Raw genomic sequence first — 22,560 nt, 5'->3', positions numbered from 1 at the left:
AATACCTCCTTAGGCCGCGCACCGTTTTTTTATGAACGATTCCATCAGGGTTGGCTCCGTAATAGAAGTACCGCCCATCAGGAAATAGGCTGCTTGTTGAGCGTGTGATTTCCGGATGGGCGGGATTCTTGCCTGTCGATACTCTATTTTCCGTAATAACGTACTTCAAAGATTTTGCAGCCATTTGGGGATTTCCATGGTCCATGCTTCATACCTGGCGGACGGCACGCCACCATTCCTTGTGTAAACTCTTCATTTAGCTGCAAATCAATAATGGATCCTTCAATAATGTACAGCTCCTCCCAAAAATCATGAATCTGAATGCCATTCGGGGAAGTATCCGTACCTGGTTCGAATTGCAGGATACGCGTAGCTACATTCTTTTCGGGATCGGCTGCAATGATTCTCTCAGAAAGTCCCTTCACACTGCTAAATGGTGTGGCTTCAAACTTGCGATAATCGGTAAATTCCAGCTCTGGTTTTGCCATCCTGTTATGCCTCCTCAGCGTCTTTTAACAGCTTCATATCGTATTTCAATTGAATCTTGTTGCCATTTTTCGGGTCGCGAAGCTCGGCGACGAAGGTTCCCCCGTAGTGGAATGTTCCGTTATGCAGCGGCAAAGTCCCACAGAATACGGCCATTCCCTTGCTCTCATAGTCGCGTTCACGCAAAATATGGAGCAGCTCGTCCGGGTTCAGGAAACTGCCTAATTTCCCCTTCTGATACTCATGCCGAACCCCATCCTTGATGACCCAGCTCTCCATCTCGATTTCATCCCAGTAATCCCTGACCTGATCTAACGGCCACACTTGGGAAGAAATCGGCTTTAAGCAGACTTGTTTCGATTTTTGAATCGAGGTCGCTTCCAACACCCGATCCGTATGATCACTGCCGAGCCCCAGGTACCATTTTCCATTCACATCCAGCAGCACAGCCTCGGCTTCGCCGCTGCTATGGTTGTGAACGACAGTAATTTCCTCGGTCACCTGCATAAGTTCCGGAGAGAGGTCGTAAATCATCGGAATCCGCGGCGGTGCCGGAATCCCCAGTTCTTTTAGTTCGTCGATATGCTGCTGAACAGCCTTTTGGTCTTTTCCGGTATAACCGGCAATAATCAATCTGGCCGGTTCCCATTGCAGCTCGATTCCGTTGCTATGAATTTTCATTGGATATGTTTCTCCCCTTCCTGAAGATTTACGTCAATACCCGGTGCTTCAACTGCGGGAAAGTCTCTCTGATGTGTTCGATTTGCTTCAGATCGATTTCCGTTTTCACAATCGTCTCCTGTTCTCCCCCCGAGGCGATCACAGTACCCCATGGGTCGACTACCTGGCTGTGGCCTCCTAAGAAATTGCCTTTGTTGGTACCGGCACAGTTACTGGAGATCAAAAAGCACTGGTTTTCCAAAGCCCTGACCTGATTGAACAGGTTCCAGTGCGCCAGACGTCGATGCGGCCAAGCGGATGTCACCAGAAGCAGCTCGGCTCCAAGATCAACCTGCTTGCGGAAGAGTTCGGGAAATCGCAAGTCGTAACAGGTAGCCAACCCTACTTTTCCGAATGTTGTATCAACCACCGTAACCTCGTCCCCGCGGGTCAAGAGTTTCCCTTCGTCCGAGCCATAACGGAACAAATGAATTTTGCGGTATGTTGCGATCCGATGGCCTTGCGGGTCAAACATCACGCTTGTGTTATAAAGGTGGTCGCCGTCTTTCTCAACAAAGCTTCCGGCAAAAAGGTACGATCCCAACGACCTCGCTTTTGCGGAAAACGTCTGAGAAAAATACCCGTCAATCGGTTCCGATTCCTCCTGATACCGTTCGAAGGAAAAGTAGCCTGTTGCCCAGATTTCCGGCAAAACAAGCAGATCGTATCCCTCAAGCTCGTCAAGCATTGACTCGACTCTACGGATGCGCTGGGCTTTCGACTCATCGTCTTTTATTTCAATTTGAACGGATGCAACTTTCATAGCGGTTCACTTCCTCTTCCCATTTTCACATTGGTCCTATGGTTGCTCATGAAGATAAGGAAACTTTGATTAGCGAGTGCTGGATGGTTGCGGCAGCTGGTACGAATCCAGAAAACGATTCACGAGATCGACTGCTTCGTGGTAACCGTAGTTTCGGAATGAGTATCCTTTCACTACGAAAGGCGCCCCGTTGTAGAACATTTCGTACTGTTGATGGCGTCCGCCGAATTCAGAACCAACAATATCCCAGGCCAATTTGAACAATTGAATTTTTTGCGTGGAATCACCGTTCCCACCGCGGATGTATTTCTTGATGTCTGCGGCTGTTTCAGGATTGATCAGTTCTTTGTAAGTGGACGGTCCTTGCAGCACTCCGCCTCCCGCTAATTCGCGCAAAATTTTGATGACACCGGAATAGATCGTATCCTGCATACCGACAATGCCGTAAAGGAACCGAGGATTCGGGCGAACTACCCCATTTTCGTCATGCAGACATTGATATTCAGATGCGAGCATCATCCCTTCCACACTTGATGCAATGGACGCGAGCTCCCCTAACTTTTCCTGCACTTGCGGGAATTTGTCAGTCCCGTTCATTTCCGCAATTTTCCGTGCAACCCCGATCACAAATTTCAGTTTCGTGGCAAAGCGGATTTGTGCCTGATTATTACCGAGCGCATGAGCCGGTGTCTCGTGGAATTGCGCGCGAACGATATCGATGTTTTTGTAGATGAATACGTGCTCCCAAGGAATGAAGACATCGTCAAATACGACAAACGAATCGCTTTCATCAAACTGGGTCGACAGCGGATAATCGAAAGTGCTTGGTTTGTTTTGCGCATAGCTCGGGCGTGCATATAATTTCAGCCCAGGTGCGCTCATCGGTACCGCAAAAGAAATGGCGTAATCTTCGTCTCCGGGGCGAAGCGGCGAGATAACGCTGCAGAACAAATAATCGCTTACGGCAGAACCGGTTCCCAGCATTTGCGACCCGCGAATGACAATGCCATCTTCGCGTTCTTCATATACGGCCATGGCCACGTATTTTTCATCCAGTTCATGTGCGGCCTTGCTGCGATCGACCTGCGGCGGAATGATGACATAGGACACGTAAAGGTCGTTGTCTCTTACTTGCTTATAGAAGTTGACAACATTGTCCTTAAAACGTTGGCCACCTCGTTCAAATACGTGGGATGCTCCAGCAAAGCTGGCCAGAAAAGCCGCAACGTGATCGGGACTGCGGCCTACAAAACCGCATGTGGCTTCTGCCCACTTACTGATTGCCTCTCTTCGTTCTTTCAGATCTTCGCGGCTTCTCGGAATCATGTAAATTTTATTGGCGATCGTGCCGTCTTCCGTTACATATGCCATGTTGCTTTTCTCATCTGAAGAAATGTCGTAAAGTCTTGCCACCGTATTGATAATCCCGGTAAATGCGGGATGATTCGTTACATCCTGCACACGTTCACCATCGATATAAATACAGCGATTATCCTTTAGCGAATCAATATACTGTTGTCCAGTTCTCATGTCGACGCCTTCCTTCAGGGTAATTATTTTTGTATCCCGTGTTATGTGTTGTGTATACACAAAAAGCAGTAAAAAAACTCTTTCCGGAGGTTGCAAGGAGGATCAACGGTAGATGATGTCCTTCACTTCTTGGTCGAGCTTTTTCGCAAGCTCAGCATTATACGTTTTGACAAAAGACGGTTCCGTGACGACCTTTCCACCATAAAAGATGATGTCCCGAACCTCTTGAACATCCACTTCAAGAATAGCCAGTTTGAGAGTAGTCCCCTCTGTCTGTCTCATTTTTATTGCCGCTTTGCCAACGATGGAGTATACGCTTTCAAGTCCGATAAAAGCAAGAACCAGCTCGGGGTTCCTTTCCAAAATACTCACAAATTCCGATTTGGCATCGATTGCGAAGCGAATCTTCCTCTCGTTAATGGCATACACCCATGATAATGCAGTAGTGTAGACCCTTTCGCTTTCCCTATGTACAACGTTTAGCAGCACAATCGTGCTTCCCTGAATCAGGGAAACCATATCCTGACTTAGTGCTTCAACAGGTTTACCCATGTATTCAATCCCCCCACTTCTTTGTGATCGATTCGATCGCTTCTACAAGTTGAAGCGTGTTTCGTTTCGCTGCAAGCTCCGTCTCACCAGACTCACTCCCTCGATGATCGACAAATGCTTCTCCACCCCTTCTGGTTCCTTATTCACTGCCTGCAAACTCAGTAATGGAGACAGATAACGGGAAGTTTCAACGAACTTCCTGGCAAGTGGATATTCGCAAACCCGGCAGGGAAGACAATCAGCTTCTTCCAACCACGCTTTATGTATACACAATACAGAACTCGGTATTATGTAGTCAAGTGTTTTTTGAATTCTCCTACAATTGCCTTGGATTTCTAGGCGGTGCTCCCAGCAAATTCCTGCCTTTGCGCCTACGCATCGTAAATCCGGAAATCGGATACGCCGAGCCATCCTTCCTTGGGAGAAGTGAGAAGTGCTGTGGACAGCTTAGCTGCTAATGTTAGAATATAAGTTGAAGGCAGCCTTCCTCCTGCATCGTGTATTTCCTGAGGAGCAGCCTTGTAACCGCTTTCTCTTCTGGCTGCCAATAACTCTGCAAGTTCCTAGCACCATACTAGTGGGTGGACTTATCTACAGGGCAACCACCCATTTCGAGCCGTTTTCGCGAAAAACACGGAGTATACTCTAGGGAAGGACTAACCATATGAAAATAGGTTTGTTCGCAAAGAAATTTAACGTCTCCATCGATACGATCCGCTATTATACCAGCTTGGGCTTTTTAATCCCGACCAAAAAAGAATCCCACTATGAGTACGATCAGACTTGTGAAGACGATATGACCTTTATTACCCAATTGAAATCGCTTCACTTCACGTTAAATGAAATCGATAATATCCTGAAAGTAAAGCGTGTTACGTTATTGCGCGATCTCGATGATTGGGAAAGGTTCGTACAGCTGTTGGAAACCAAGAAGGATGAGCTGGCGTTGGAAATCACGAAGCTGTATGAGGCCATGGCAAACATCGATTCGATTATCGATTCGGTCCACCACAAAAAAGAAGAAAAAGCCGTGACAGGCATCTCCATATCGCTCATTCCCTTGCTGCGCTGCCCGGTCTGCTCCGGTTCCTTCCAACTGCAAAACACGCTCATCATGCATGAATGGATCGTGGATGCCTCCGTACATTGCGAATGCGGCTATCAAGCCAAGATTGAGGGCGGAATCTTGTACGCACCCAATCTGGATGATTCGATCCAGAACAGGGCTTACCTGTACGAACCGAAAACCGTAAGTGAGGTATCCACCGAGCTGACCCGGTTGATGGAAAAAAGCGGCCTATTTATCTACCAGCTCCTGAAAAGCTATCCTTTGACCAACAAGGTTATTTTGGAGCCAAGCATCGACACGTTTGTCCTGCTCCCCAAATACCTGCATTTACTACAAGATGACGCCCTGTATATTTTTTGCGGCAGCAATGAGGAAATGGTAAAGAAGCTGAAGGGAAAAATCACGTTCATCAATCCCAGGTTAAAGGTGCTCTACATCGTCAACTCATCTCTTCATTTGCCGATTGCCTGCAATAGCGTTGACTATATGATCGATAGCCTGTCGTTCAACGACTACGCGCTTTTTCATCCAGTCTTTCCCCTGACCAAGCTCAACCGGTATTGCAAAGACGACACCGCGATTATCGGAATTTTTTCGCATTACAAAAACGGTGCGAAATCGATTCAAAAAATGTACGAGATGTATCCGAATGCACTGCCGCTGAACTTTGAGAAAGGGTTCATCCAAACCCATCTTGAAGGTTGCCGATTTGAACTGGTTGAAACGATTCCGATCGGAGAAACCAAGCAACCGGGGATTTATATCGAGCATCATGTCGGGGAGGAAAGCTTTCACTTAGAAGGGTATATCGCAAAAAAAACAGTGTGATTCCTAAGAACCACGCCGTTTTTCTCAAGTCCAGCACAAAGAAGTAACCAGGACTTCAACTCTATTCCCGTTTTTTGCTACCGGAACGCCCAACTAGCGCAACGAATCATTGGTCCTCGCCAGATGATCGATAATGGCATCAACCGCTTTGGTTTGTTCTTTCTTTCGAAGCGCTTCAATGATTTCACGGTGTTCGGCCAACACCTCGGACATCCGATTCTTCTTTTTCACCGCTTGTAGACCGATCAACGTGCACAAGTTGTGCAAATTGAGCAAAATTTGCTCAATCAGCTCATAGTTCGCAAACCTGGTAAGCGTGAGATGAAACTCTTGGTCGAATGAAATAAAGGAGACTTCATCCGCCATGTTCATCGCTTTTTCTTGCTGGTGACAAATTTCTTCCAAAACCTGAATTTGCTCGCTTGTGATCCGGTCAATCAACTTCTGAATGACCTCACTCTCGATCGATTTACGCAGCAAGAAAATCTGCTCCATCTCAATCGAGGTCACTTTCCGCACAGCAAGACCTTTGCGTGGAATGGCAACGACCAGCCCTTCCTTCTGCAGATCTTGAAGCGATTCCCGCACTGGCGTCCGCGATGTATTTAGTATTTCTGCCAGTTTGACCTCTGTGAAAATCTCGTCAGGTGAGATGCGGCCGCTCAAGATGGCGCCTTTGACCTCCTTGTAAACCCGTTCTTTTGTTGTTTCTTCTTTGACAATGGGACTAAGATTCAAATCATTCATTTGCATCACCCTACCGCGATAAGTGCATGTTCATTCATACTTCCATTAGTGTATACATAGTACTTTATCCAGTGTTCGGTAGTCAATGAACAGTTTGAACCTTGGATCCTTGTCTCCGGCGTGCCAAGCATACGCACTCACGATCACTCCCAAAATGGCACCAACCTACTTGAAATACGAGTAAGGTGCCTGATCATGCCCGAAAGAGACAAGTTTCACTCGCTTCATAGACGATTTCACCATCCATGATGGTCAAAACGACTTTTGCATCCTTGATCCTCTCCGCCGGGATGCTGAACAAATCGCAATCGAGCACGGCGATATCGGCGAACTTGCCTTTTTCCAGTGTGCCTAATTCGTGCTCGCGGCGGACACCGTACGCCCCGCCGATCGTGTAATACCGGATCGCATCGGCAAGCGGGATGGCTTCCGCTTCATTCCACGGTGCCTGCCCGGCGTAATCCATCCGCGTAACGGCACGATGCAGCCCCAACATCGGATTGATCGGGGCAACCGGGAAATCGCTGCTGAAGGAAAGCTTCGCGCCCGTATCCTGCAACGTTTTGCCCATGTAGCAATACGGCGACCGTTCCTCACCGATCGGCTTCAGGAAACCCTCTGTTGGCATTAGGGCCAGGTGCACCGGTTGTATGGAGGCGATTACGCCCAGTTCTTGAAATCTGGAAATATCAGAATGGTGGATGACCTCCACATGCTCCACCGCATGCCTGCGATCGTTTGTTTGATTCGCTTTTTTCGCTTCTTCAAAGGAATCGAGCGCAAGCCGGATTGCCCTGTCCCCAATCGCATGCAAGCGAACCCTAAAGCCTTCCTTGTCTGCTTCTCCCACCCATTTCTTGATATCCTCCTCGGGAAACACCGGCTCTCCGTGCGAGTCCGGCTTATCTCGATACGGCTCCAGCATATAAGCCGTATGACCGGTTACAACCCCGTCTACGAATTGCTTCAGCCCGCTCATTTGCAGCTTTTCCGAGCGGAATTCATCGCGCAGCGCTTTTGCCATCTCGATGTCCCCATTCAACGGGGGATAAAAATGCAGGCGTGTGGTCAGCTTTCCTGCTTTATCGAATGCCTTGTACAAGCTGTAATCATCCAGGGCCCCAATCGCCAGACTCCCGTACAAATCATCCACAGACGTGATTCCATGCTTGGCGGTGTGTGCCAAAAAGCCTGCAAGCAAGGCTTCCTGTTTTTCGCGGGGAAAGGCGAAGGCAACTTTCGTGATGAGCGCCATTGCCGATTCGTGCAAAATTCCGGTAACTTCTCCTTTTTCATCCTTCTCGATGATGCCAAATTCCGGAGCAGGTGTGGTTTCGTCGATGTGTGCCCGCTCAAGTGCGCAACTGTTGGCCCATCCGTAGTGCGCCTCCACATTGAGGAGAAAAACAGGACGATCGGGCAAAAGGCGATCCAATGAGCTTTTGTGTGGGTCCTGCTTTCGCTCCCAAGCGTTCCGGTCCCACCCAAAGCCGATGATCCATTCGTCTTCAGGGTGCAGATCGGCGTATTCCTTCACCTTCGCAGCCGCTTCTTCCTCCGATTTGGTGTCACCGAGCATCACGCAAAAGTGCTCGATCAGACTGCCCATCATGACATGAAGATGGGCATCATGGAATCCGGGCACGATCAATTGATCGGCATACGTCAGCACTTTTGTGCCTTCCCCCTCATAGACGCGGCTCTCCTCGATCGAGCAGACATCCACGATTTTGTTTCCGCGAATAACAACTGCGGCTTCCTCTGGCTGATTTAGCAGCCCCGTGAACACCTTGTTTCCTTTCACAATCAGATCTGCTTTCATGTATATCCTTCCTTCCCGTATGAATTAGGCTGCATCGATCTCCATTTGTGGCGGCTTTTGCCTGAAGCACTTTGTCAAAACAAGGAGATAGATGAAGCCGATGCAAAACCAGATGATTCCAAGCAAAAGCGAATAGGAGTCCAGACTGCTTAACAGATAAAGATCCATCACGGTCCCCATGATCGGAAAAAGCAGAGTGCGGAACAGGCTCCAGCCCGCGCGATCCTTTTTACGGATATAAAAGTGCATAATAACGCAAATATTCACACAACTAAACGCAAGAAAAGCGCCGAAGTTGATGAGCGATGCCGCCATTCCCAGCGTCATAAACAGGGCCGACAAGCCGATCAGACTTACGAGCAAGAGGTTGACAATGGGCGTTTTCCAGATGGGATGCAGATAGCCAAACATCTTCCGTGGCAGCACGCCATCTCGTCCCATCGAATAAAGCAGGCGTCCGACGCTGGCATGGGAAACCATTGCAGAGCCAAAAGTACCGGTAGTGACCATCACGATAGCGAAGGTGGCCAAAAAGTCTCCCCCCACGTTTTGAATCACGACAAACGCAGCAGAATCGGGATCGGGAAACGAGGCATAATCAGGATAGACGATTTGAGACAGGTACGACACGAGAATGAAAATGAGGCCGCCGACCATCGTCACGATCAACACGGCTCGCGGGAGTGTTTTTTCTGGGTTCTTTACTTCTTCTGCAAATGTCGTAATCGAATCGAAGCCCAAAAAGGAAAAGCAAAGGAGGGATGCGCCTGCAATGATCGTGGAGAAGCCAGCTCCTTGCTGGAAGAACGGAGACATCGAAAACAGATGGAAGACGCTTTGATTCGTCACAATGTGCCTGATCGAAAAAAAGCAAAATGTCACGATAAACAGAATCGCGCAAAGATTGATCAGAAGATTGACACGGGCTGCCAGCTTGATGCCCCTGACGTTGATTCCCGTAACGATCACGAGCATCAGCAAGATCCATACATATTCGGGCACCGCCGGAAATGCGGCATTCATAAAGCTGGCAAAAACCAGGTAATTGACCATCGGGATAAACAGGTAGTCAACCAGAATACTCCAGCCCACCATGAAGCCGATCGATGGAGAGATTGACCTTTGGGCGTACGTGTACGCCGAGCCGGAAATCGGGTATGCCTGGGCCATCTTGCCGTAGCTAAGTGCTGTGAAAAGCATCGCAACTAATGCCAGAATGTAAGCGGCGGGCACCATCCCTTTCGTCAGTTGGGCAGCGATTCCATACGTGCTGAATACTGTGCCCAGCGCCATAAAAGAGATCCCGAACAAAACAAGCGGTGCAAGCGTCAACGTACGTTCCAAGCGAGTGTTTTGCAATACGCTTTCCTCCCTTTCGAATAGTTGAAAACAAAAATGTCAGCGCTTTCACTTTTTCAGGCTCTATAGTAGTGGGTGGACCTACCTACAGGGCAATCGCCCATTATGGACCGTTTTCAATAAAAGCACGGAGTATACTCCAAGGTGACGATTGGGAAGGATTGGGTCGCTTGTCCGCTCAAACCGCCCGCATATCTTGCGTAGGTCCATCTGAAGAACGAGTTCACACATCCGTACGGCAAACCAGGTAAGTGTATTGATGCGCTTGGGTGAACCCGATTTAATTTTTCAATGCTCTCGGCAAATCCTTCTTCATCAGAAAAGACACGCCTATCGATAGGCGTGCCTGCGGGCTGTCGGGAAAGTGGCTGTAGTGGCGTGCGTTCCGAAGACATTGGAGGACCTGTGATTGATCCCAATGTATCTTTTCGCTTTTAAAAAAGACGCAACCATGGAGGTTGCGTCGAATTTTACTGTATCAGTCGGAAGTTTGAGAATTCCAGGTCAGTTTCCTGTTTTGTTTTTCGGTTTCCGATTTTCGTGAACACAACTCGCTAACCAGCCAGTCGCCTTACTCCACCGTCACGCTCTTCGCCAGGTTCCGCGGTTTATCCACGTCCAGGCCGCGAGCTACGGAAGCGAAATAGGAAAGCAGCTGCAATGGAATGACGGTCAAAATCGGTGTCAGCATCGGCAGCGTGGACGGCAGGTAGATGACCTCGTCGACGCTCTTGGCCAGATCGGTATCGCCTTCGATCGCAAAGCCCAGCACGCGTGCGCCGCGGGCTTTGACCTCCACGATGTTGCTCACCATTTTTTCGTAAATGTCCGGTTGGGTAGCCAATGCGACTACCGGTACGTTATCTTCAATCAGCGCAAGGGTGCCGTGCTTCAGCTCGCCCGCAGGGTACGCCTCGGAGTGGATGTACGAGATCTCCTTCAGCTTCAGGGAGCCTTCCAGCGAGACAGCGTAGTCGAGGCTGCGCCCGATAAAGAACAAGCTGTTCACGCCTTTGGTGCTCTCCGCGAAGCGGCGGACCTGCTCGGCGTCCTCCAGCAGCGAAGCGATTTTCGCCGGGATGTCCTGCAGATGATCCACAACTTCGGCTACCTCAGCCGCTGCCAGCGTGCCTTTTACCTGTGCCAGATAGAGGGCGAACAAGTACAGGGCGACGACTTGGGACGTGTACGCCTTGGTGGAGGCTACCGCTACTTCCGGACCTGCCCACGTGAAAAGAACTTCATCTGCTTCGCGGGCTACGGAGCTTCCCACCACGTTGGTGATAGCCAGGACGGTGACGTTGCTCTTCTTCGCTTCACGCAGAGCCGCCAGCGTGTCTGCCGTTTCCCCGGATTGGCTGATCACGATCATCAGGGTGTTGTCCGTGTAGATCGGGTCGCGGTAACGGAACTCCGACGCGACAGCGACTTCCACCGGGACGCGGGTCCACTTCTCGATCACATCTTTCCCGACCAGTCCGGCGTGCATGGATGTACCGCACGCCACGATGTAGATGCGATCGTATTTCGCCAGGTCCGCGTTGCTCATTTTCAGCTCAGGCAAGATCACGCGCTTGTGCTCTTGGTCGATGCGTGCGCCCATGGTTTCGCGGACGGCTTGCGGCTGCTCGTGGATCTCCTTGAGCATAAACGAATCATAGCCGCCTTTTTCCGCCGTTACCATGTCCCACTCTACGTGGAACAGCTCCCGCTCGATCTTTTCCCCAGTCTCAGCGTCCATCAGCTCGACGCCGCCTCTGGTCAGCACAGCCATTTCGCCCTCGTTCAAAATGTACACGTCACGCGTATGCTCCAGAATCGCAGGGATGTCCGATCCGATAAAGCTCTCGCCATCGCCTACACCGACAACCAGTGGGCTTGCCAGACGAACCGCCACCAGTTTATCCGGCTCATGCTCGGTCATGATTCCCAGCGCGTAGGCACCACGCATGCGCTGCACCGCTTTGCGGGCGGTGGAAACGATGTCGCCGTCGTACATGTCTGCCAGCAAGTGAGCGATGACCTCTGTATCGGTCTCGGAGGTAAACGTATAGCCTTTGCTCAGCAGCTCTTCTTTGATCGGCAGGAAGTTCTCGATGATCCCGTTGTGCACGACAGCGAAGGCTTGCTTTGCGTCTGTGTGAGGGTGAGAGTTTTCGTCAGACGGCTTTCCGTGTGTCGCCCAGCGCGTATGCCCGATCCCCATGAAACCGCCCAACGGATGGGATTCCAGACGCTCTTCCAGCACAGCCAGACGGCCCTGTGCCTTATCCAGCTCCAGTCCCTTCTCGTTCAATACCGCGATCCCCGCCGAATCGTAGCCGCGATACTCCAGCTTGCGAAGGCCCCCGATGATAATGTCTTGCGCTTGTTTATTTCCAATATATCCAACGATACCGCACATAAGTGATGATCCCCTTCCACATGTAGACGGGGACACAACCCAATGCCAATGTACGGGGGTGTGCCCCCGCCATTCCATTTATTTTATATTCACGTTTGTTGTTTACGGTCCATTGACGATGAATCGTATCACGCGCAAGCTTTTGTCCACCGGATTGCTCCCGTGATTTGTACTTGCGCTCCACGGCAGTGATACTGCTGCCGGGAGGTATCCGCCGAATGCTTCGATAAACCTCCACCTCGTCCACTGGGCTTTTTTCCGTTCAGCCGCAGTGCTGGCGCTTTACGACAATGTGCTGCGTGAGTAGTTGATGCTCAGTGCCTACCGCTGTCTCCCCTCCCTTTCCACCAATTGATTGTGTGCTTTCCAGATGCACATGATCACTTTACCACATCTGGCGAAAGCCGACAATCAGATCTTTGTCATATACTGTTATGCAAAGAGGAGCGGTATGGCACCACTCCCCCTCGCGTATTTTTTACACAAGCTCCTGTTTGACGACGTCGACGATCCGGTGCACCAGACCTTCCAGTTGAGCCGCATCCGGCCCTTCCGCCATGACGCGCACGATCGGCTCGGTACCGGATGGACGCACCAGCACCCGTCCATTTCCGGCCAATTCTTCCTCGACCGCACGAATCGCCTGCTCGATCGCCTCGTTGCCATTCAGCTTGGACTTATCTTCTACCCTTACATTGACCAGCAGCTGCGGGTATTTCACCATGATCTTTTTCAGCTCGGACAAAGGCTTGCCCGTTTCCTTGACGATGTTCAGGAGCTGAAGACCCGTCAGCAGACCGTCTCCCGTCGTGTTGTAGTCCAGGAAGACGATGTGGCCGGACTGCTCGCCACCCAGGTTGTAGCCGCCGCGGAGCATCTCTTCGACGACGTAGCGGTCTCCTACAGCTGTTTTGGTGGTGTTGATGGAGCATTCCTCCATCCCTTTGAAAAAGCCCATATTGGCCATCACAGTCGTCACAACCGTGTTGTTGTTCAGCTTCCCTTTCGCTTTCAAGGCGCGCGCGCAAATCGCCATGATGTAGTCGCCGTCGATGATTTCGCCGGTCTCGTCTACCGCGATGCAGCGATCGGCGTCTCCGTCAAAGGAGAGCCCCAGATCCGCTTTATGCTTCAGTACTTCTTCCTGTACGCGTTCCGGATGCGTAGAGCCACACTGATCGTTGATGTTGACCCCGTTCGGATTGGCGCCGATCGTGATGACTTCCGCGTCCACATCCGCAAACAGGCGAGCGGCCAGGGAAGACACTGCCCCGTTGGCGCAATCCAGTACGACCTTCAAGCCGTCAAATCGCTCGGTGACAGTACTCTTCAGGTGAGAGAGGTATTTTTGTCCTCCCTCCAAAAACTCCAGTACCGTCCCGATCTGTTCACCCGTCGGCCGAGGAAGCGTATCATCCGTGGCATCCAGGTATTGTTCAATTTCTGCTTCCACTTCATCCGACAGTTTGAAGCCGTTGCTGCCGAAGAACTTGATGCCGTTATCCGGAAACGGGTTGTGCGAGGCGGAAATCATGACACCCGCATCTGCTCCAAGCGCACGCGTGAGATACGCGACGCCCGATGTAGAGATGACACCCAATCTGACTACTTCTGCTCCGACCGACAGCAGTCCTGCCAGCAGCGAGTTTTCCAGCATCTGACCGGAAATGCGCGTATCGCGCCCGATCACGACTTTTGGCTTGCCTTCCTGCTTGTGTCTTGTGAGAACATAACCGCCTACGCGTCCGATTTTAAATGCCAGTTCGGGTGTCAGCTGAGCGTTTGCCACACCGCGTACACCGTCAGTTCCGAAATACTTCCCCATGTTTGTCCCTCATTTCCTTCCTTGTGCACACAACAGCTTATGTCTACCTTTGCTTGTTCGTGATTTCTACGGTGACCTTCTTGGGAGCATTGGCTCCCGGCTTGATGTAATCGGATTGGTTGAAGATGTAGTTCAACGCTACCTCATACACCCCGGCCGGCATGTTGCTTACATCGGCCACGACCTGCAAGTCTTCCGGCCGCAGCTGACCCAAGATCTGCGCCGCCCCTACGGCATCGAAGTCAATCGTAGAGATCTCCTGGCCTTCCGTCGATAGCACTTTGGCTTGCACGTTTTCCGACAGCCCGCTGATGCGGATCGGAATCTTCTCCAAACGTTTGGTTGTCGAAGGCACAACTTTCAACGACACTTTCAAATACTCCGGTTCTACTTTCACGATGTTATCCAATACCGGTATCTTTAGCTCTAATACGTTATCTGATGTAATGTTGCTCAAATCGATCTCCGGACCAGGGTAGGTTCCCGCTTTCATCGCGTCGATGACCTCTTTTGGTCCGAACACGGTCACTTCATCCACATTCATGTCCACACTAGCCAAACTATATCCATTTGGCATTTCATTCGTCAAGTTTAATTTGATCGGCACCTTGGCGAACGGACTGGTGACAGGGATGTTGACTTCCACCGTGAGCGGTACGACGTCAGCCCCTTGAATCACGTTCCCCGACTTGTCCACCACTTTCAGCGGAACCGTCGTCTTGATCGCCGATGTCGCTCCTTCCAGATCGACGGAAGCCTTCACGGCAGCCACTTTATCGACCTGGCTCTCCGGCACCCTCACAAGCGCCCGGAACGGTTTTACAATCGGCTCCCCGGCCGTGTACCCGGGTGCCACTACCCCCAGCATCTCCACGTTGACTTCCCGCTCTACCGTCTTCTTCTCTTCCAGCGTAATTTCCACGGTATTCGGGATGATCCCGACTTTCACCTCATCCGGAAAGCCCTTGTACTGAACCGGGACTTTGTGCGTTCCCTTGCCCAGCCCTGTCGCATCGACATAGACCTCCATCGAGTCCGTAGGAAAAAAGTTGTGGCGGTAAAACGGATTGCTGCTTTCCAGCGCGACTTTGACCGTTCTCGGCTGTTTGACCACCTGGAAACGGTCCGTATCGTATTTGACATGCAAGGTGACCCCATCAATAAAAACTGGCTGACTTGCTTCGGGAGTGGTCGACGGCTCTGTCTCCAGATTGACGACCATCCACATCATGACAGCCAAAAGCAGGGCTACCGCGCGGGCAAACCAATGACTATTCAACCATTTATCCATGTTTTCGCCTCCATTGCCAACGACTGCCCATGGATTTGCCCTTCGATTGAGGCTGGAGCTGCTCTGTCAACAGTTCTGCCAGCTGCTCCTCCGTCAGGTTGCGCTTCATCTCGCCGTGCGCGGCATACGAAACTTGTCCCGTCTCCTCGGAAACGATGATGGACATGCCGTCGGAAACCTCGCTCACACCGATGGCAGCGCGATGGCGCGTCCCCAACTCTTTAGAAATGGAGTTGTTTTCGGACAGCGGCAAATAACAGGCAGCCGCGAGCACGACGTCCTTGCGCATGATGACAGCCCCGTCGTGGAGCGGCGTATTCGGGATGAAAATGTTGATCAACAGCTCCGAGCTGACGCGCCCATTGATCGCGATGCCCGTTTCCACATAATCATTCAGGCCCGTTTCACGCTCGATGACGATCAAGGCACCAATCCGCCGCTTCGCCATGTACGTGATCGATTTGCATACCTCTTGCACCAGACGATTCACCATGTCGTCGTCCTGAATGGTGCTGGAACGGGAAAAGAGCTTCCCCCGGCCCAACTGTTCAAGAGCGCGCCGCAGCTCGGGCTGGAAGATGATGACCACTGCCAGCACCCCGAAGGTAAAGGCCTGTGACATCAACCAGTGCAACGTCGTGAGCTGAAAGTATTTGCTGAGGAGCCAGGTGATCACGATGACCATGATCCCCTTCAGCAATTGTACTGCGCGCGTACCGCGTATGAGCATAATGATTTTATAAATCACGTATGTCACGAGCAAAATGTCCGTACCATACCGTAGCAAATCCCCATAATCCAACGATATCATAACGAAGCCCCCATATCTCGCTCCACCTCATTGAAGTCCACTCTATCTCCCTGCGGAAAAAGCACGGCTCCACTGCCGTGCTGTTGATAGCTGTACTCTCTATTTTCTCTTATGGCAAGATCGGAAGCAAGTCATTTCCAATATTTTTCACCTCATACCAGATCCAATCCACGATGGCTTCGATCGATTCCGTATTTCCCGCCACCTGAGCAGTCGAGGCAACAAACACTTTTCCTTCGATCGCGACTACATTGCCGTGTACCTGGCCCTGCACCTCGACATTCCCGTTTCGGACGACCAGATCTCCGTCGATGCTGGTCCCGGCAGGAACGACGACAACATTTCGCTCTCGATCTATTTTCAATTTGTCCATATTGGCGGAAGAAACTTGCAGGATGTTGTCCCGATCAAACCAGTTGGCGCACAAGCTGCCCGTCATCAAAAAGAGAAAAACAGCCGCTGCTGTGAGGAACGGATGTCTTCTCAGCCAGCCCGAAAGCAGATTTTTCTTGGTCTCAGCCGGCAATTGGGCGAGTACGCGCGCCGTAAAATCAGGAGAAACGTGAATATGTGAAGCACTTTGCACAAAGGCGATGGCCCGCTGCAATTCGTGCATATGCTGGCGGCAGCTTGCACAGGTTTTCATGTGCATTTGCAAATGCTGATTGGCAAGCTCGTCAGTGTCTCCATCCAGATATTCATGAATGAGGATAATCATTTCCCGGCATTCCATCTTGATTTTCTCCTTTCTCACATCAGTCGCAACTTGCTGCGCAAGGCTTCCCGCCCACGGTGAATCCGCGTTTTGATGGTCGTCACAGGCAGTTTCACAATATCGCTAATCTCCTGCAGAGACAGATCTTCGATATAGCGCAGGATCATGATTGAACGGTATTTCGGCTGCAAATGGGACAAAGCGTCCTGTACCGTCTCCTGCAGCTCCTGCGTGACCAATTTCTCCTCAGGCGTACCCTCGTTCGAAGACAACCGCGAGTACCAGTCCATGCCTTGCCCTGGCTCCGTCTCTTCGTCTAATGAAAAATCCGGCCGCTTCTTCCGGCCGCGGTCAATACATAAATTGGTCGCAATACGGTAGATCCAGGTCGAGAACTTGTAGCTTTCATCGTACGTATGCAAATTGGCATATACCCGCAGGAAGGTCTCCTGCGCAATATCTTCCGCGTCCTGGCGGTTTCCCACCATCCGATACGCCAGCTGAAATATCTTGTCTTTATAAATCTCGATCAACTCTGCAAAGGCCTCGCGATCCCCGCGCTTTGCTCGTTGAGTCAACCGTTTCTCTACAAACTCCATGCGATCCTCCCCACAATACCGTAATCCTATATACGGATGATCCTTCAAATGGTTTCGTTTCTATCTCATGTTTGTTCAGGTAATTTGTTGGGAATTACAGGAATAAGCGTAACTTGGCTCACAATATAGTAGTGATAGTAGCCCTTTTACCCTGACGCTGTAAAGGAGAGTGGGACAATTGTCAAAAAAAGATGTTCTCCTCCAGATCGAAAAGCTGCGCAAAGAGCTGAACGATCAATACAAGGTACAGTCATCCATTACTCCCGAGTTGTTGGAGCTGAGCGTAAAGCTGGACCTTCTGCTAAATAAGCTGCACCTCCATCCTTAGAATGTACTGTTTTCCTCCAGCGATGTAAAGATGAGGAAACACAAAAAAGAGAGGCCATTTTCGCCTCTCTTTTTGTTTCTCTCTTCGGTTGTGGGTTTAGAGCAGTTTGTCCCCGAACGCCGAGCTCATCAACGCTACTGCTACGCGAGCCGTACGATTCTCACTGTCCAGGATGGGGTTTACCTCGACAAACTCAGCGGAACACAGGACATCGGCATCCGCCAGCATTTCCAGAGATACGTGTCCTTCCCGGTACGAAATGCCGCCGATGACCGGAGTCCCTACACCCGGAGCATCATGCGGGTCCAGTCCGTCCAGATCGAGACTCAAGTGCACGCCATCCGTATTCTTCGAGACATGTTCGATCGCCTCTTCCATGACCCGAGCCATCCCCAGCTTGTCGATTTCGTGCATCGTAAAGACTTTCATCCCGATGCGCTTGATCAACTCCCGCTCGCCCTTATCCAGATCGCGCGCGCCGATAATCACGACGTTCTCCGGCTTCAGCTTGGGCGTGAAACCCCCGATATTCACCAGCCGCTTATGGCCGAAGCCCAGGCTGGCTGCAAGGGGCATTCCGTGAATATTGCCTGACGGCGAAGTCTCGCCCGTGTTCAAGTCGCCATGCGCGTCAAACCAGATGACGCCCAAGTTTTTCACATGCTTGGCTACCCCTGCTACCGTACCCAGCGCGATGCTGTGGTCGCCACCAAGGACGAGAGGAAATCTGCCTTCCTCCATGATATCGCTTACAACAGCGGCCAGCTTTTCATTGGCTTCCACTACTTCATCCAGATATTTATGATTTTCGGTTTCCGTGAACAGATGGGGACGCGCGACCTGGATATCTCCCCGATCCTGAATGTCTATCCCCATCTGCTCCAAACGCGCTACCACTCCCGCGTAACGAATGGCGCTCGGCCCCATATCCACTCCGCGACGGTCTGCACCTAGATCCATGGGTACTCCCACAATACTGATGTTTTTGTTCATTTATGTGACCCCTTCCCTAAGACCAATTCAGCTTCAATAGCTTTATTGTAGCCTCGAAAAGGGAATTGACTCAACTCGACAAGATCTTGCATAAATAACCTGCTTTGCCCAGGCAAGCCAAAGAAAACAAAAAAACGAGCAGCATTTCTAGCTGCTCGTTTTCTCTTCACTTCGATGGAGCGGGTGATGGGAATCGAACCCACGCGACCAGCTTGGAAGGCTGGGGTTCTACCATTGAACTACACCCGCAAAAACGTGGTCGGGAAGACAGGATTCGAACCTGCGACCCCTTGGTCCCAAGCCAAGTACTCTACCAAGCTGAGCTACTTCCCGATTACTTTATCATATTCCTGAAACAAAGCTGTTGTTGAAAGGAAAGCGTGCCCTGAGAGATTCGAACTCCCGACCTTTTGATTCGTAGTCAAACGCTCTATCCAGCTGAGCTAAGGGCACATGTTTGGTTGTGTAGGAAAATACTGGTGAGCCATGAAGGACTCGAACCTTCGACCCTCTGATTAAAAGTCAGATGCTCTACCAACTGAGCTAATGGCTCGTGCAAATGGCTGGGGTACTAGGATTCGAACCTAGGAATGACGGAGTCAAAGTCCGTTGCCTTACCGCTTGGCTATACCCCACCGTCCTAAAAATAAGCATTCCCCAAACGAGGTCTGCTCAATAATGTCCGGTTGAAAAATGGTGGGGAGAGACGGATTCGAACCGCCGAACCCAGAGGGAGCAGATTTACAGTCTGCCGCGTTTAGCCACTTCGCTATCTCCCCGTATCCAACTTAAGTGGTGGAGGCTGACGGGATCGAACCGCCGACCCTCTGCTTGTAAGGCAGATGCTCTCCCAGCTGAGCTAAGCCTCCAGATCCCAACTTGTTGTTGGGCCCCCCGCAAAGAATTCGGTGATATCCGCTTCGCTTTGTGGGGTGTTTTATGGTGACCCGTAGGGGATTCGAACCCCTGTATGACAGCGTGAAAGGCTGCTGTGTTAAACCGCTTCACCAACGGGCCATAAGGTTTTGTTTCTGGTGCTCCCGACAGGAATCGAACCTGCGACCTCTTCCTTACCATGGAAACGCTCTACCGACTGAGCTACAGGAGCATCGGTATGGCTCCTCGGGACGGACTCGAACCGCCGACCGATCGGTTAACAGCCGATTGCTCTACCAACTGAGCTACCGAGGAACGTTGAAGGATCATTCATTCCTTCAAAACTGAATACGCATGTATGAAAGGATTGTGTGGATAAGCCCTCGACCGATTAGTATTCGTCAGCTCCACGCGTTGCCGCGCTTCCACACCGAACCTATCAACCTCATCGTCTATGAGGGGTCTTACCAGCTTAACGCTGTGGGAAGTCTCATCTTGGAGGGGGCTTCACGCTTAGATGCTTTCAGCGCTTATCCCGTCCGCACATAGCTACCCAGCTGTGCCACTGGCGTGACAACTGGTGCACCAGCGGTGCGTCCATCCCGGTCCTCTCGTACTAAGGACAGCTCTCCTCAAACTTCCTGCGCCCGCGACAGATAGGGACCGAACTGTCTCACGACGTTCTGAACCCAGCTCGCGTACCGCTTTAATGGGCGAACAGCCCAACCCTTGGGACCTACTTCAGCCCCAGGATGCGATGAGCCGACATCGAGGTGCCAAACCTCCCCGTCGATGTGGACTCTTGGGGGAGATAAGCCTGTTATCCCCAGGGTAGCTTTTATCCGTTGAGCGATGGCCCTTCCATGCGGAACCACCGGATCACTAAGCCCGACTTTCGTCCCTGCTCGACTTGTAGGTCTCGCAGTCAAGCTCCCTTCTGCCTTTACACTCTACGAATGATTTCCGACCATTCTGAGGGAACCTTTGGGCGCCTCCGTTACCTTTTGGGAGGCGACCGCCCCAGTCAAACTGCCCACCTGGCATGGTCCTCTCGCCCGATGAGGGCGACGAGTTAGAAACTCCGTACATCAAGGGTGGTATCCCACCGACAGCTCCACAGAGGCTGGCGCCCCTGCTTCTCAGCTTCCCACCTATCCTGTACATGATGCACAAAGTTCCAATACCAGGCTACAGTAAAGCTCCATGGGGTCTTTCCGTCTTGTCGCGGGTAACCTGCATCTTCACAGGTATTATGATTTCACCGGGTCTCTTGCCGAGACAGCGCCCAAGTCGTTACGCCTTTCGTGCGGGTCGGAACTTACCCGACAAGGAATTTCGCTACCTTAGGACCGTTATAGTTACGGCCGCCGTTTACTGGGGCTTCGGTTCAAAGCTTCGCTTGCGCTAACTCATCCCCTTAACCTTCCAGCACCGGGCAGGCGTCAGCCCCTATACTTCGCCTTGCGGCTTCGCAGAGACCTGTGTTTTTGCTAAACAGTCGCTTGGGCCTTTTCACTGCGGCCCCCTCGGGCTATAAACCCTACCGGGGCGCCCCTTCTCCCGAAGTTACGGGGCCATTTTGCCGAGTTCCTTAGCAAGAGTTATCCCGCGCACCTTAGGATTCTCTCCTCGCCTACCTGTGTCGGTTTGCGGTACGGGCACCTTGTTCCTCGCTAGACGCTTTTCTTGGCAGTGTGAAATCAGGGACTTCGGTACTAAAATTTCCCTCGCCATCACAGCTTGCCCTTACGGTGTGCGGATTTGCCTACACACCAGGCTCACTGCTTGGACGGCCATCCAGTAGGCCGCTCACCCTATCCTCCTGCGTCACGCCATTGCTCAAGCGGAACAGAGGTGGTACAGGAATATCAACCTGTTGTCCATCGCCTACGCCTTTCGGCCTCAGCTTAGGTCCCGACTAACCCTGGGAGGACGAGCCTTCCCCAGGAACCCTTAGGCTTTCGGTGGACAAGATTCTCACTTGTCTTTTCGCTACTTACACCGGCATTCTCACTTCCAAGCGCTCCACCGCTCTTTCCAGTACGGCTTCACTGCTGCTTGGAACGCTCCCCTACCCAGTCCGTAAGGACTGCCATAGCTTCGGTGATACGTTTAGCCCCGTTACATTTTCCGCGCAGAGTCACTCGACCAGTGAGCTATTACGCACTCTTTAAATGGTGGCTGCTTCTAAGCCAACATCCTGGTTGTCTGGGCAACTCCACATCGTTTCCCACTTAACGTATACTTGGGGACCTTAGCTGATGGTCTGGGCTGTTTCCCTTTTGACGATGGATCTTAGCACTCACCGTCTGACTCCCGGACATAAGTCATTGGCATTCGGAGTTTGACTGAGTTCGGTAACCCGATGAGGGCCCCTAGCCCAATCAGTGCTCTACCTCCAAGACTCTTATTCCGAGGCTAGCCCTAAAGCTATTTCGGGGAGAACCAGCTATCTCCGAGTTCGATTGGAATTTCACCGCTAGCCACACCTCATCCCCGCACTTTTCAACGTGCGTGGGTTCGGGCCTCCAGTAGGTGTTACCCTACCTTCACCCTGGACATGGCTAGATCACACGGTTTCGGGTCTACGGCAACGTACTTGCGCCCTATTCAGACTCGCTTTCGCTGCGGCTCCGTCTCTTCGACTTAACCTCGCACGCTACCGTAACTCGCCGGTTCATTCTACAAAAGGCACGCCGTCACCCTTTTAACGGGCTCCGACTATTTGTAAGCACACGGTTTCAGGTACTATTTCACTCCCCTCCCGGGGTGCTTTTCACCTTTCCCTCACGGTACTGGTTCACTATCGGTCGCTAGGTAGTATTTAGCCTTAGCAGATGGT

The 22,560-nt window shown here is 51.4% G+C and carries 17 protein-coding genes, 10 tRNA genes and 1 rRNA gene (1 of these 28 cut by a window edge); 2 read left to right on the top strand and 26 right to left on the bottom strand.

Annotation, left to right across the window (positions count from 1 at the left end; translation table 11 throughout):
• Positions 1-143 precede the first annotated feature (143 nt).
• The 5 genes from RGB73_RS01795 to RGB73_RS01775 all read right to left on the bottom strand — a co-directional run bounded on the left by RGB73_RS01795 (position 144) and on the right by RGB73_RS01775 (position 4,051).
• Complete coding sequence (locus RGB73_RS01795) at positions 144-488, bottom strand: cupin domain-containing protein (RefSeq protein WP_310768488.1); 345 nt, start codon at positions 486-488, stop codon at positions 144-146.
• Positions 489-492: 4 nt separating this feature from the next.
• Positions 493-1,167 carry a DUF2848 family protein gene (locus RGB73_RS01790; protein WP_310768485.1) on the bottom strand — a complete coding sequence of 225 codons (675 nt, stop codon included), beginning with the start codon at positions 1,165-1,167 and terminating at the stop codon, positions 493-495.
• A 28-nt stretch (positions 1,168-1,195) separates the two neighbouring features.
• On the bottom strand, positions 1,196-1,969 hold the full coding sequence (locus RGB73_RS01785) for a carbon-nitrogen family hydrolase (RefSeq protein ID WP_310768482.1): 774 nt from the start codon (positions 1,967-1,969) through the stop codon (positions 1,196-1,198).
• Positions 1,970-2,038: 69 nt separating this feature from the next.
• Positions 2,039-3,499 carry a 4-hydroxyphenylacetate 3-hydroxylase family protein gene (locus RGB73_RS01780; RefSeq protein ID WP_310768479.1) on the bottom strand — a complete coding sequence of 487 codons (1,461 nt, stop codon included), beginning with the start codon at positions 3,497-3,499 and terminating at the stop codon, positions 2,039-2,041.
• 102 nt (positions 3,500-3,601) lie between these two features.
• Positions 3,602-4,051, bottom strand: a complete 450-nt coding sequence (locus tag RGB73_RS01775) for a PNPOx family protein (RefSeq protein WP_310768476.1) — start codon at positions 4,049-4,051, stop codon at positions 3,602-3,604.
• Positions 4,052-4,715: 664 nt separating this feature from the next.
• Between RGB73_RS01775 and RGB73_RS01770 the strand changes: the two genes are divergently transcribed.
• Entirely contained in the window at positions 4,716-5,948 is a 1,233-nt protein-coding gene (locus RGB73_RS01770; protein ID WP_310768473.1) for a MerR family transcriptional regulator, read from the top strand.
• Positions 5,949-6,041: 93 nt separating this feature from the next.
• Here RGB73_RS01770 and RGB73_RS01765 read toward each other — a convergent pair whose 3' ends face one another.
• The 9 genes from RGB73_RS01765 to sigW all read right to left on the bottom strand — a co-directional run bounded on the left by RGB73_RS01765 (position 6,042) and on the right by sigW (position 17,521).
• Positions 6,042-6,695 carry a GntR family transcriptional regulator gene (locus tag RGB73_RS01765; RefSeq protein ID WP_310768471.1) on the bottom strand — a complete coding sequence of 218 codons (654 nt, stop codon included), beginning with the start codon at positions 6,693-6,695 and terminating at the stop codon, positions 6,042-6,044.
• 193 nt (positions 6,696-6,888) lie between these two features.
• Positions 6,889-8,517, bottom strand: coding sequence for an amidohydrolase (locus tag RGB73_RS01760; protein ID WP_310768468.1), 1,629 nt, complete (start codon positions 8,515-8,517; stop codon positions 6,889-6,891).
• 24 nt (positions 8,518-8,541) lie between these two features.
• Entirely contained in the window at positions 8,542-9,876 is a 1,335-nt protein-coding gene (locus RGB73_RS01755) for an APC family permease (protein WP_310768466.1), read from the bottom strand.
• A gap of 571 nt (positions 9,877-10,447) precedes the next feature.
• Complete coding sequence (glmS, locus tag RGB73_RS01750) at positions 10,448-12,280, bottom strand: glutamine--fructose-6-phosphate transaminase (isomerizing) (protein WP_310768464.1); 1,833 nt, start codon at positions 12,278-12,280, stop codon at positions 10,448-10,450.
• Between the two features lie 478 nt (positions 12,281-12,758).
• Positions 12,759-14,105: a phosphoglucosamine mutase gene (gene glmM / locus RGB73_RS01745; protein ID WP_310768462.1), complete on the bottom strand. Its 1,347-nt coding sequence runs from the start codon at positions 14,103-14,105 to the stop codon at positions 12,759-12,761.
• A 43-nt stretch (positions 14,106-14,148) separates the two neighbouring features.
• The gene (locus tag RGB73_RS01740) at positions 14,149-15,396 is read right to left on the bottom strand and encodes a CdaR family protein (RefSeq protein WP_310768461.1); all 1,248 of its coding nucleotides are present in this window, start codon (positions 15,394-15,396) and stop codon (positions 14,149-14,151) included.
• The gene (cdaA, locus tag RGB73_RS01735) at positions 15,389-16,207 is read right to left on the bottom strand and encodes a diadenylate cyclase CdaA (RefSeq protein ID WP_310768459.1); all 819 of its coding nucleotides are present in this window, start codon (positions 16,205-16,207) and stop codon (positions 15,389-15,391) included. The genes RGB73_RS01740 and cdaA overlap by 8 nt, the downstream gene beginning before the upstream one ends.
• Before the next feature lie 109 nt (positions 16,208-16,316).
• The gene (locus tag RGB73_RS01730; protein ID WP_310768456.1) at positions 16,317-16,940 is read right to left on the bottom strand and encodes a zf-HC2 domain-containing protein; all 624 of its coding nucleotides are present in this window, start codon (positions 16,938-16,940) and stop codon (positions 16,317-16,319) included.
• Positions 16,941-16,957: 17 nt separating this feature from the next.
• Positions 16,958-17,521 carry an RNA polymerase sigma factor SigW gene (sigW, locus tag RGB73_RS01725; RefSeq protein WP_310768454.1) on the bottom strand — a complete coding sequence of 188 codons (564 nt, stop codon included), beginning with the start codon at positions 17,519-17,521 and terminating at the stop codon, positions 16,958-16,960.
• A 169-nt stretch (positions 17,522-17,690) separates the two neighbouring features.
• On the opposite strand from sigW, the gene RGB73_RS01720 reads away from it, so the two are divergent.
• Positions 17,691-17,849, top strand: coding sequence for a Spo0E family sporulation regulatory protein-aspartic acid phosphatase (locus tag RGB73_RS01720; protein WP_310768451.1), 159 nt, complete (start codon positions 17,691-17,693; stop codon positions 17,847-17,849).
• Positions 17,850-17,945: 96 nt separating this feature from the next.
• On the opposite strand, the gene rocF is transcribed toward RGB73_RS01720, so the two are convergent.
• The 12 genes from rocF to RGB73_RS01660 all read right to left on the bottom strand — a co-directional run.
• Entirely contained in the window at positions 17,946-18,842 is an 897-nt protein-coding gene (gene rocF, locus RGB73_RS01715; protein ID WP_310768450.1) for an arginase, read from the bottom strand.
• A 175-nt stretch (positions 18,843-19,017) separates the two neighbouring features.
• Positions 19,018-19,091, bottom strand: a tRNA-Gly gene (locus RGB73_RS01710).
• Positions 19,092-19,098: 7 nt separating this feature from the next.
• Positions 19,099-19,175: transfer RNA gene (locus tag RGB73_RS01705), tRNA-Pro, on the bottom strand.
• A 46-nt stretch (positions 19,176-19,221) separates the two neighbouring features.
• Positions 19,222-19,295, bottom strand: a tRNA-Arg gene (locus RGB73_RS01700).
• Between the two features lie 24 nt (positions 19,296-19,319).
• Positions 19,320-19,395 (bottom strand) — tRNA-Lys (locus RGB73_RS01695).
• A gap of 7 nt (positions 19,396-19,402) precedes the next feature.
• Positions 19,403-19,477 (bottom strand) — tRNA-Gln (locus tag RGB73_RS01690).
• A 59-nt stretch (positions 19,478-19,536) separates the two neighbouring features.
• Positions 19,537-19,621 (bottom strand) — tRNA-Tyr (locus RGB73_RS01685).
• 14 nt (positions 19,622-19,635) lie between these two features.
• Positions 19,636-19,711, bottom strand: a tRNA-Val gene (locus RGB73_RS01680).
• 71 nt (positions 19,712-19,782) lie between these two features.
• Positions 19,783-19,859 (bottom strand) — tRNA-Glu (locus tag RGB73_RS01675).
• 15 nt (positions 19,860-19,874) lie between these two features.
• Positions 19,875-19,950 (bottom strand) — tRNA-Thr (locus RGB73_RS01670).
• 7 nt (positions 19,951-19,957) lie between these two features.
• A tRNA-Asn gene (locus RGB73_RS01665) sits at positions 19,958-20,033 on the bottom strand.
• Positions 20,034-20,089: 56 nt separating this feature from the next.
• A 23S ribosomal RNA gene (locus RGB73_RS01660) occupies positions 20,090-22,560 on the bottom strand; it runs 457 nt beyond the window's last position.

Source organism: Brevibacillus brevis, assembly GCF_031583145.1.
GTDB lineage: Bacteria > Bacillota > Bacilli > Brevibacillales > Brevibacillaceae > Brevibacillus > Brevibacillus brevis_E.
The sequence above is the reverse complement of the archived record's forward strand: the minus strand, read 5'-3'. Positions and strand labels throughout refer to the sequence as shown.

Excerpts from the sequence above, each read along its gene's own strand:
- RGB73_RS01795 (WP_310768488.1), bottom strand. The coding sequence starts at position 488 with ATGGCAAAACCAGAGCTGGAATTTACCGATTATCGCAAGTTTGAAGCC.
- RGB73_RS01790 (WP_310768485.1), bottom strand. The coding sequence starts at position 1,167 with ATGAAAATTCATAGCAACGGAATCGAGCTGCAATGGGAACCGGCCAGA.
- RGB73_RS01785 (WP_310768482.1), bottom strand. The coding sequence starts at position 1,969 with ATGAAAGTTGCATCCGTTCAAATTGAAATAAAAGACGATGAGTCGAAA.
- RGB73_RS01780 (WP_310768479.1), bottom strand. The coding sequence starts at position 3,499 with ATGAGAACTGGACAACAGTATATTGATTCGCTAAAGGATAATCGCTGT.
- RGB73_RS01775 (WP_310768476.1), bottom strand. The coding sequence starts at position 4,051 with ATGGGTAAACCTGTTGAAGCACTAAGTCAGGATATGGTTTCCCTGATT.
- RGB73_RS01770 (WP_310768473.1), top strand. The coding sequence starts at position 4,716 with ATGAAAATAGGTTTGTTCGCAAAGAAATTTAACGTCTCCATCGATACG.
- RGB73_RS01765 (WP_310768471.1), bottom strand. The coding sequence starts at position 6,695 with ATGAATGATTTGAATCTTAGTCCCATTGTCAAAGAAGAAACAACAAAA.
- RGB73_RS01760 (WP_310768468.1), bottom strand. The coding sequence starts at position 8,517 with ATGAAAGCAGATCTGATTGTGAAAGGAAACAAGGTGTTCACGGGGCTG.
- glmS (WP_310768464.1), bottom strand. The coding sequence starts at position 12,280 with ATGTGCGGTATCGTTGGATATATTGGAAATAAACAAGCGCAAGACATT.
- glmM (WP_310768462.1), bottom strand. The coding sequence starts at position 14,105 with ATGGGGAAGTATTTCGGAACTGACGGTGTACGCGGTGTGGCAAACGCT.
- RGB73_RS01740 (WP_310768461.1), bottom strand. The coding sequence starts at position 15,396 with ATGGATAAATGGTTGAATAGTCATTGGTTTGCCCGCGCGGTAGCCCTG.
- cdaA (WP_310768459.1), bottom strand. The coding sequence starts at position 16,207 with ATGATATCGTTGGATTATGGGGATTTGCTACGGTATGGTACGGACATT.
- RGB73_RS01730 (WP_310768456.1), bottom strand. The coding sequence starts at position 16,940 with ATGGAATGCCGGGAAATGATTATCCTCATTCATGAATATCTGGATGGA.
- sigW (WP_310768454.1), bottom strand. The coding sequence starts at position 17,521 with ATGGAGTTTGTAGAGAAACGGTTGACTCAACGAGCAAAGCGCGGGGAT.
- rocF (WP_310768450.1), bottom strand. The coding sequence starts at position 18,842 with ATGAACAAAAACATCAGTATTGTGGGAGTACCCATGGATCTAGGTGCA.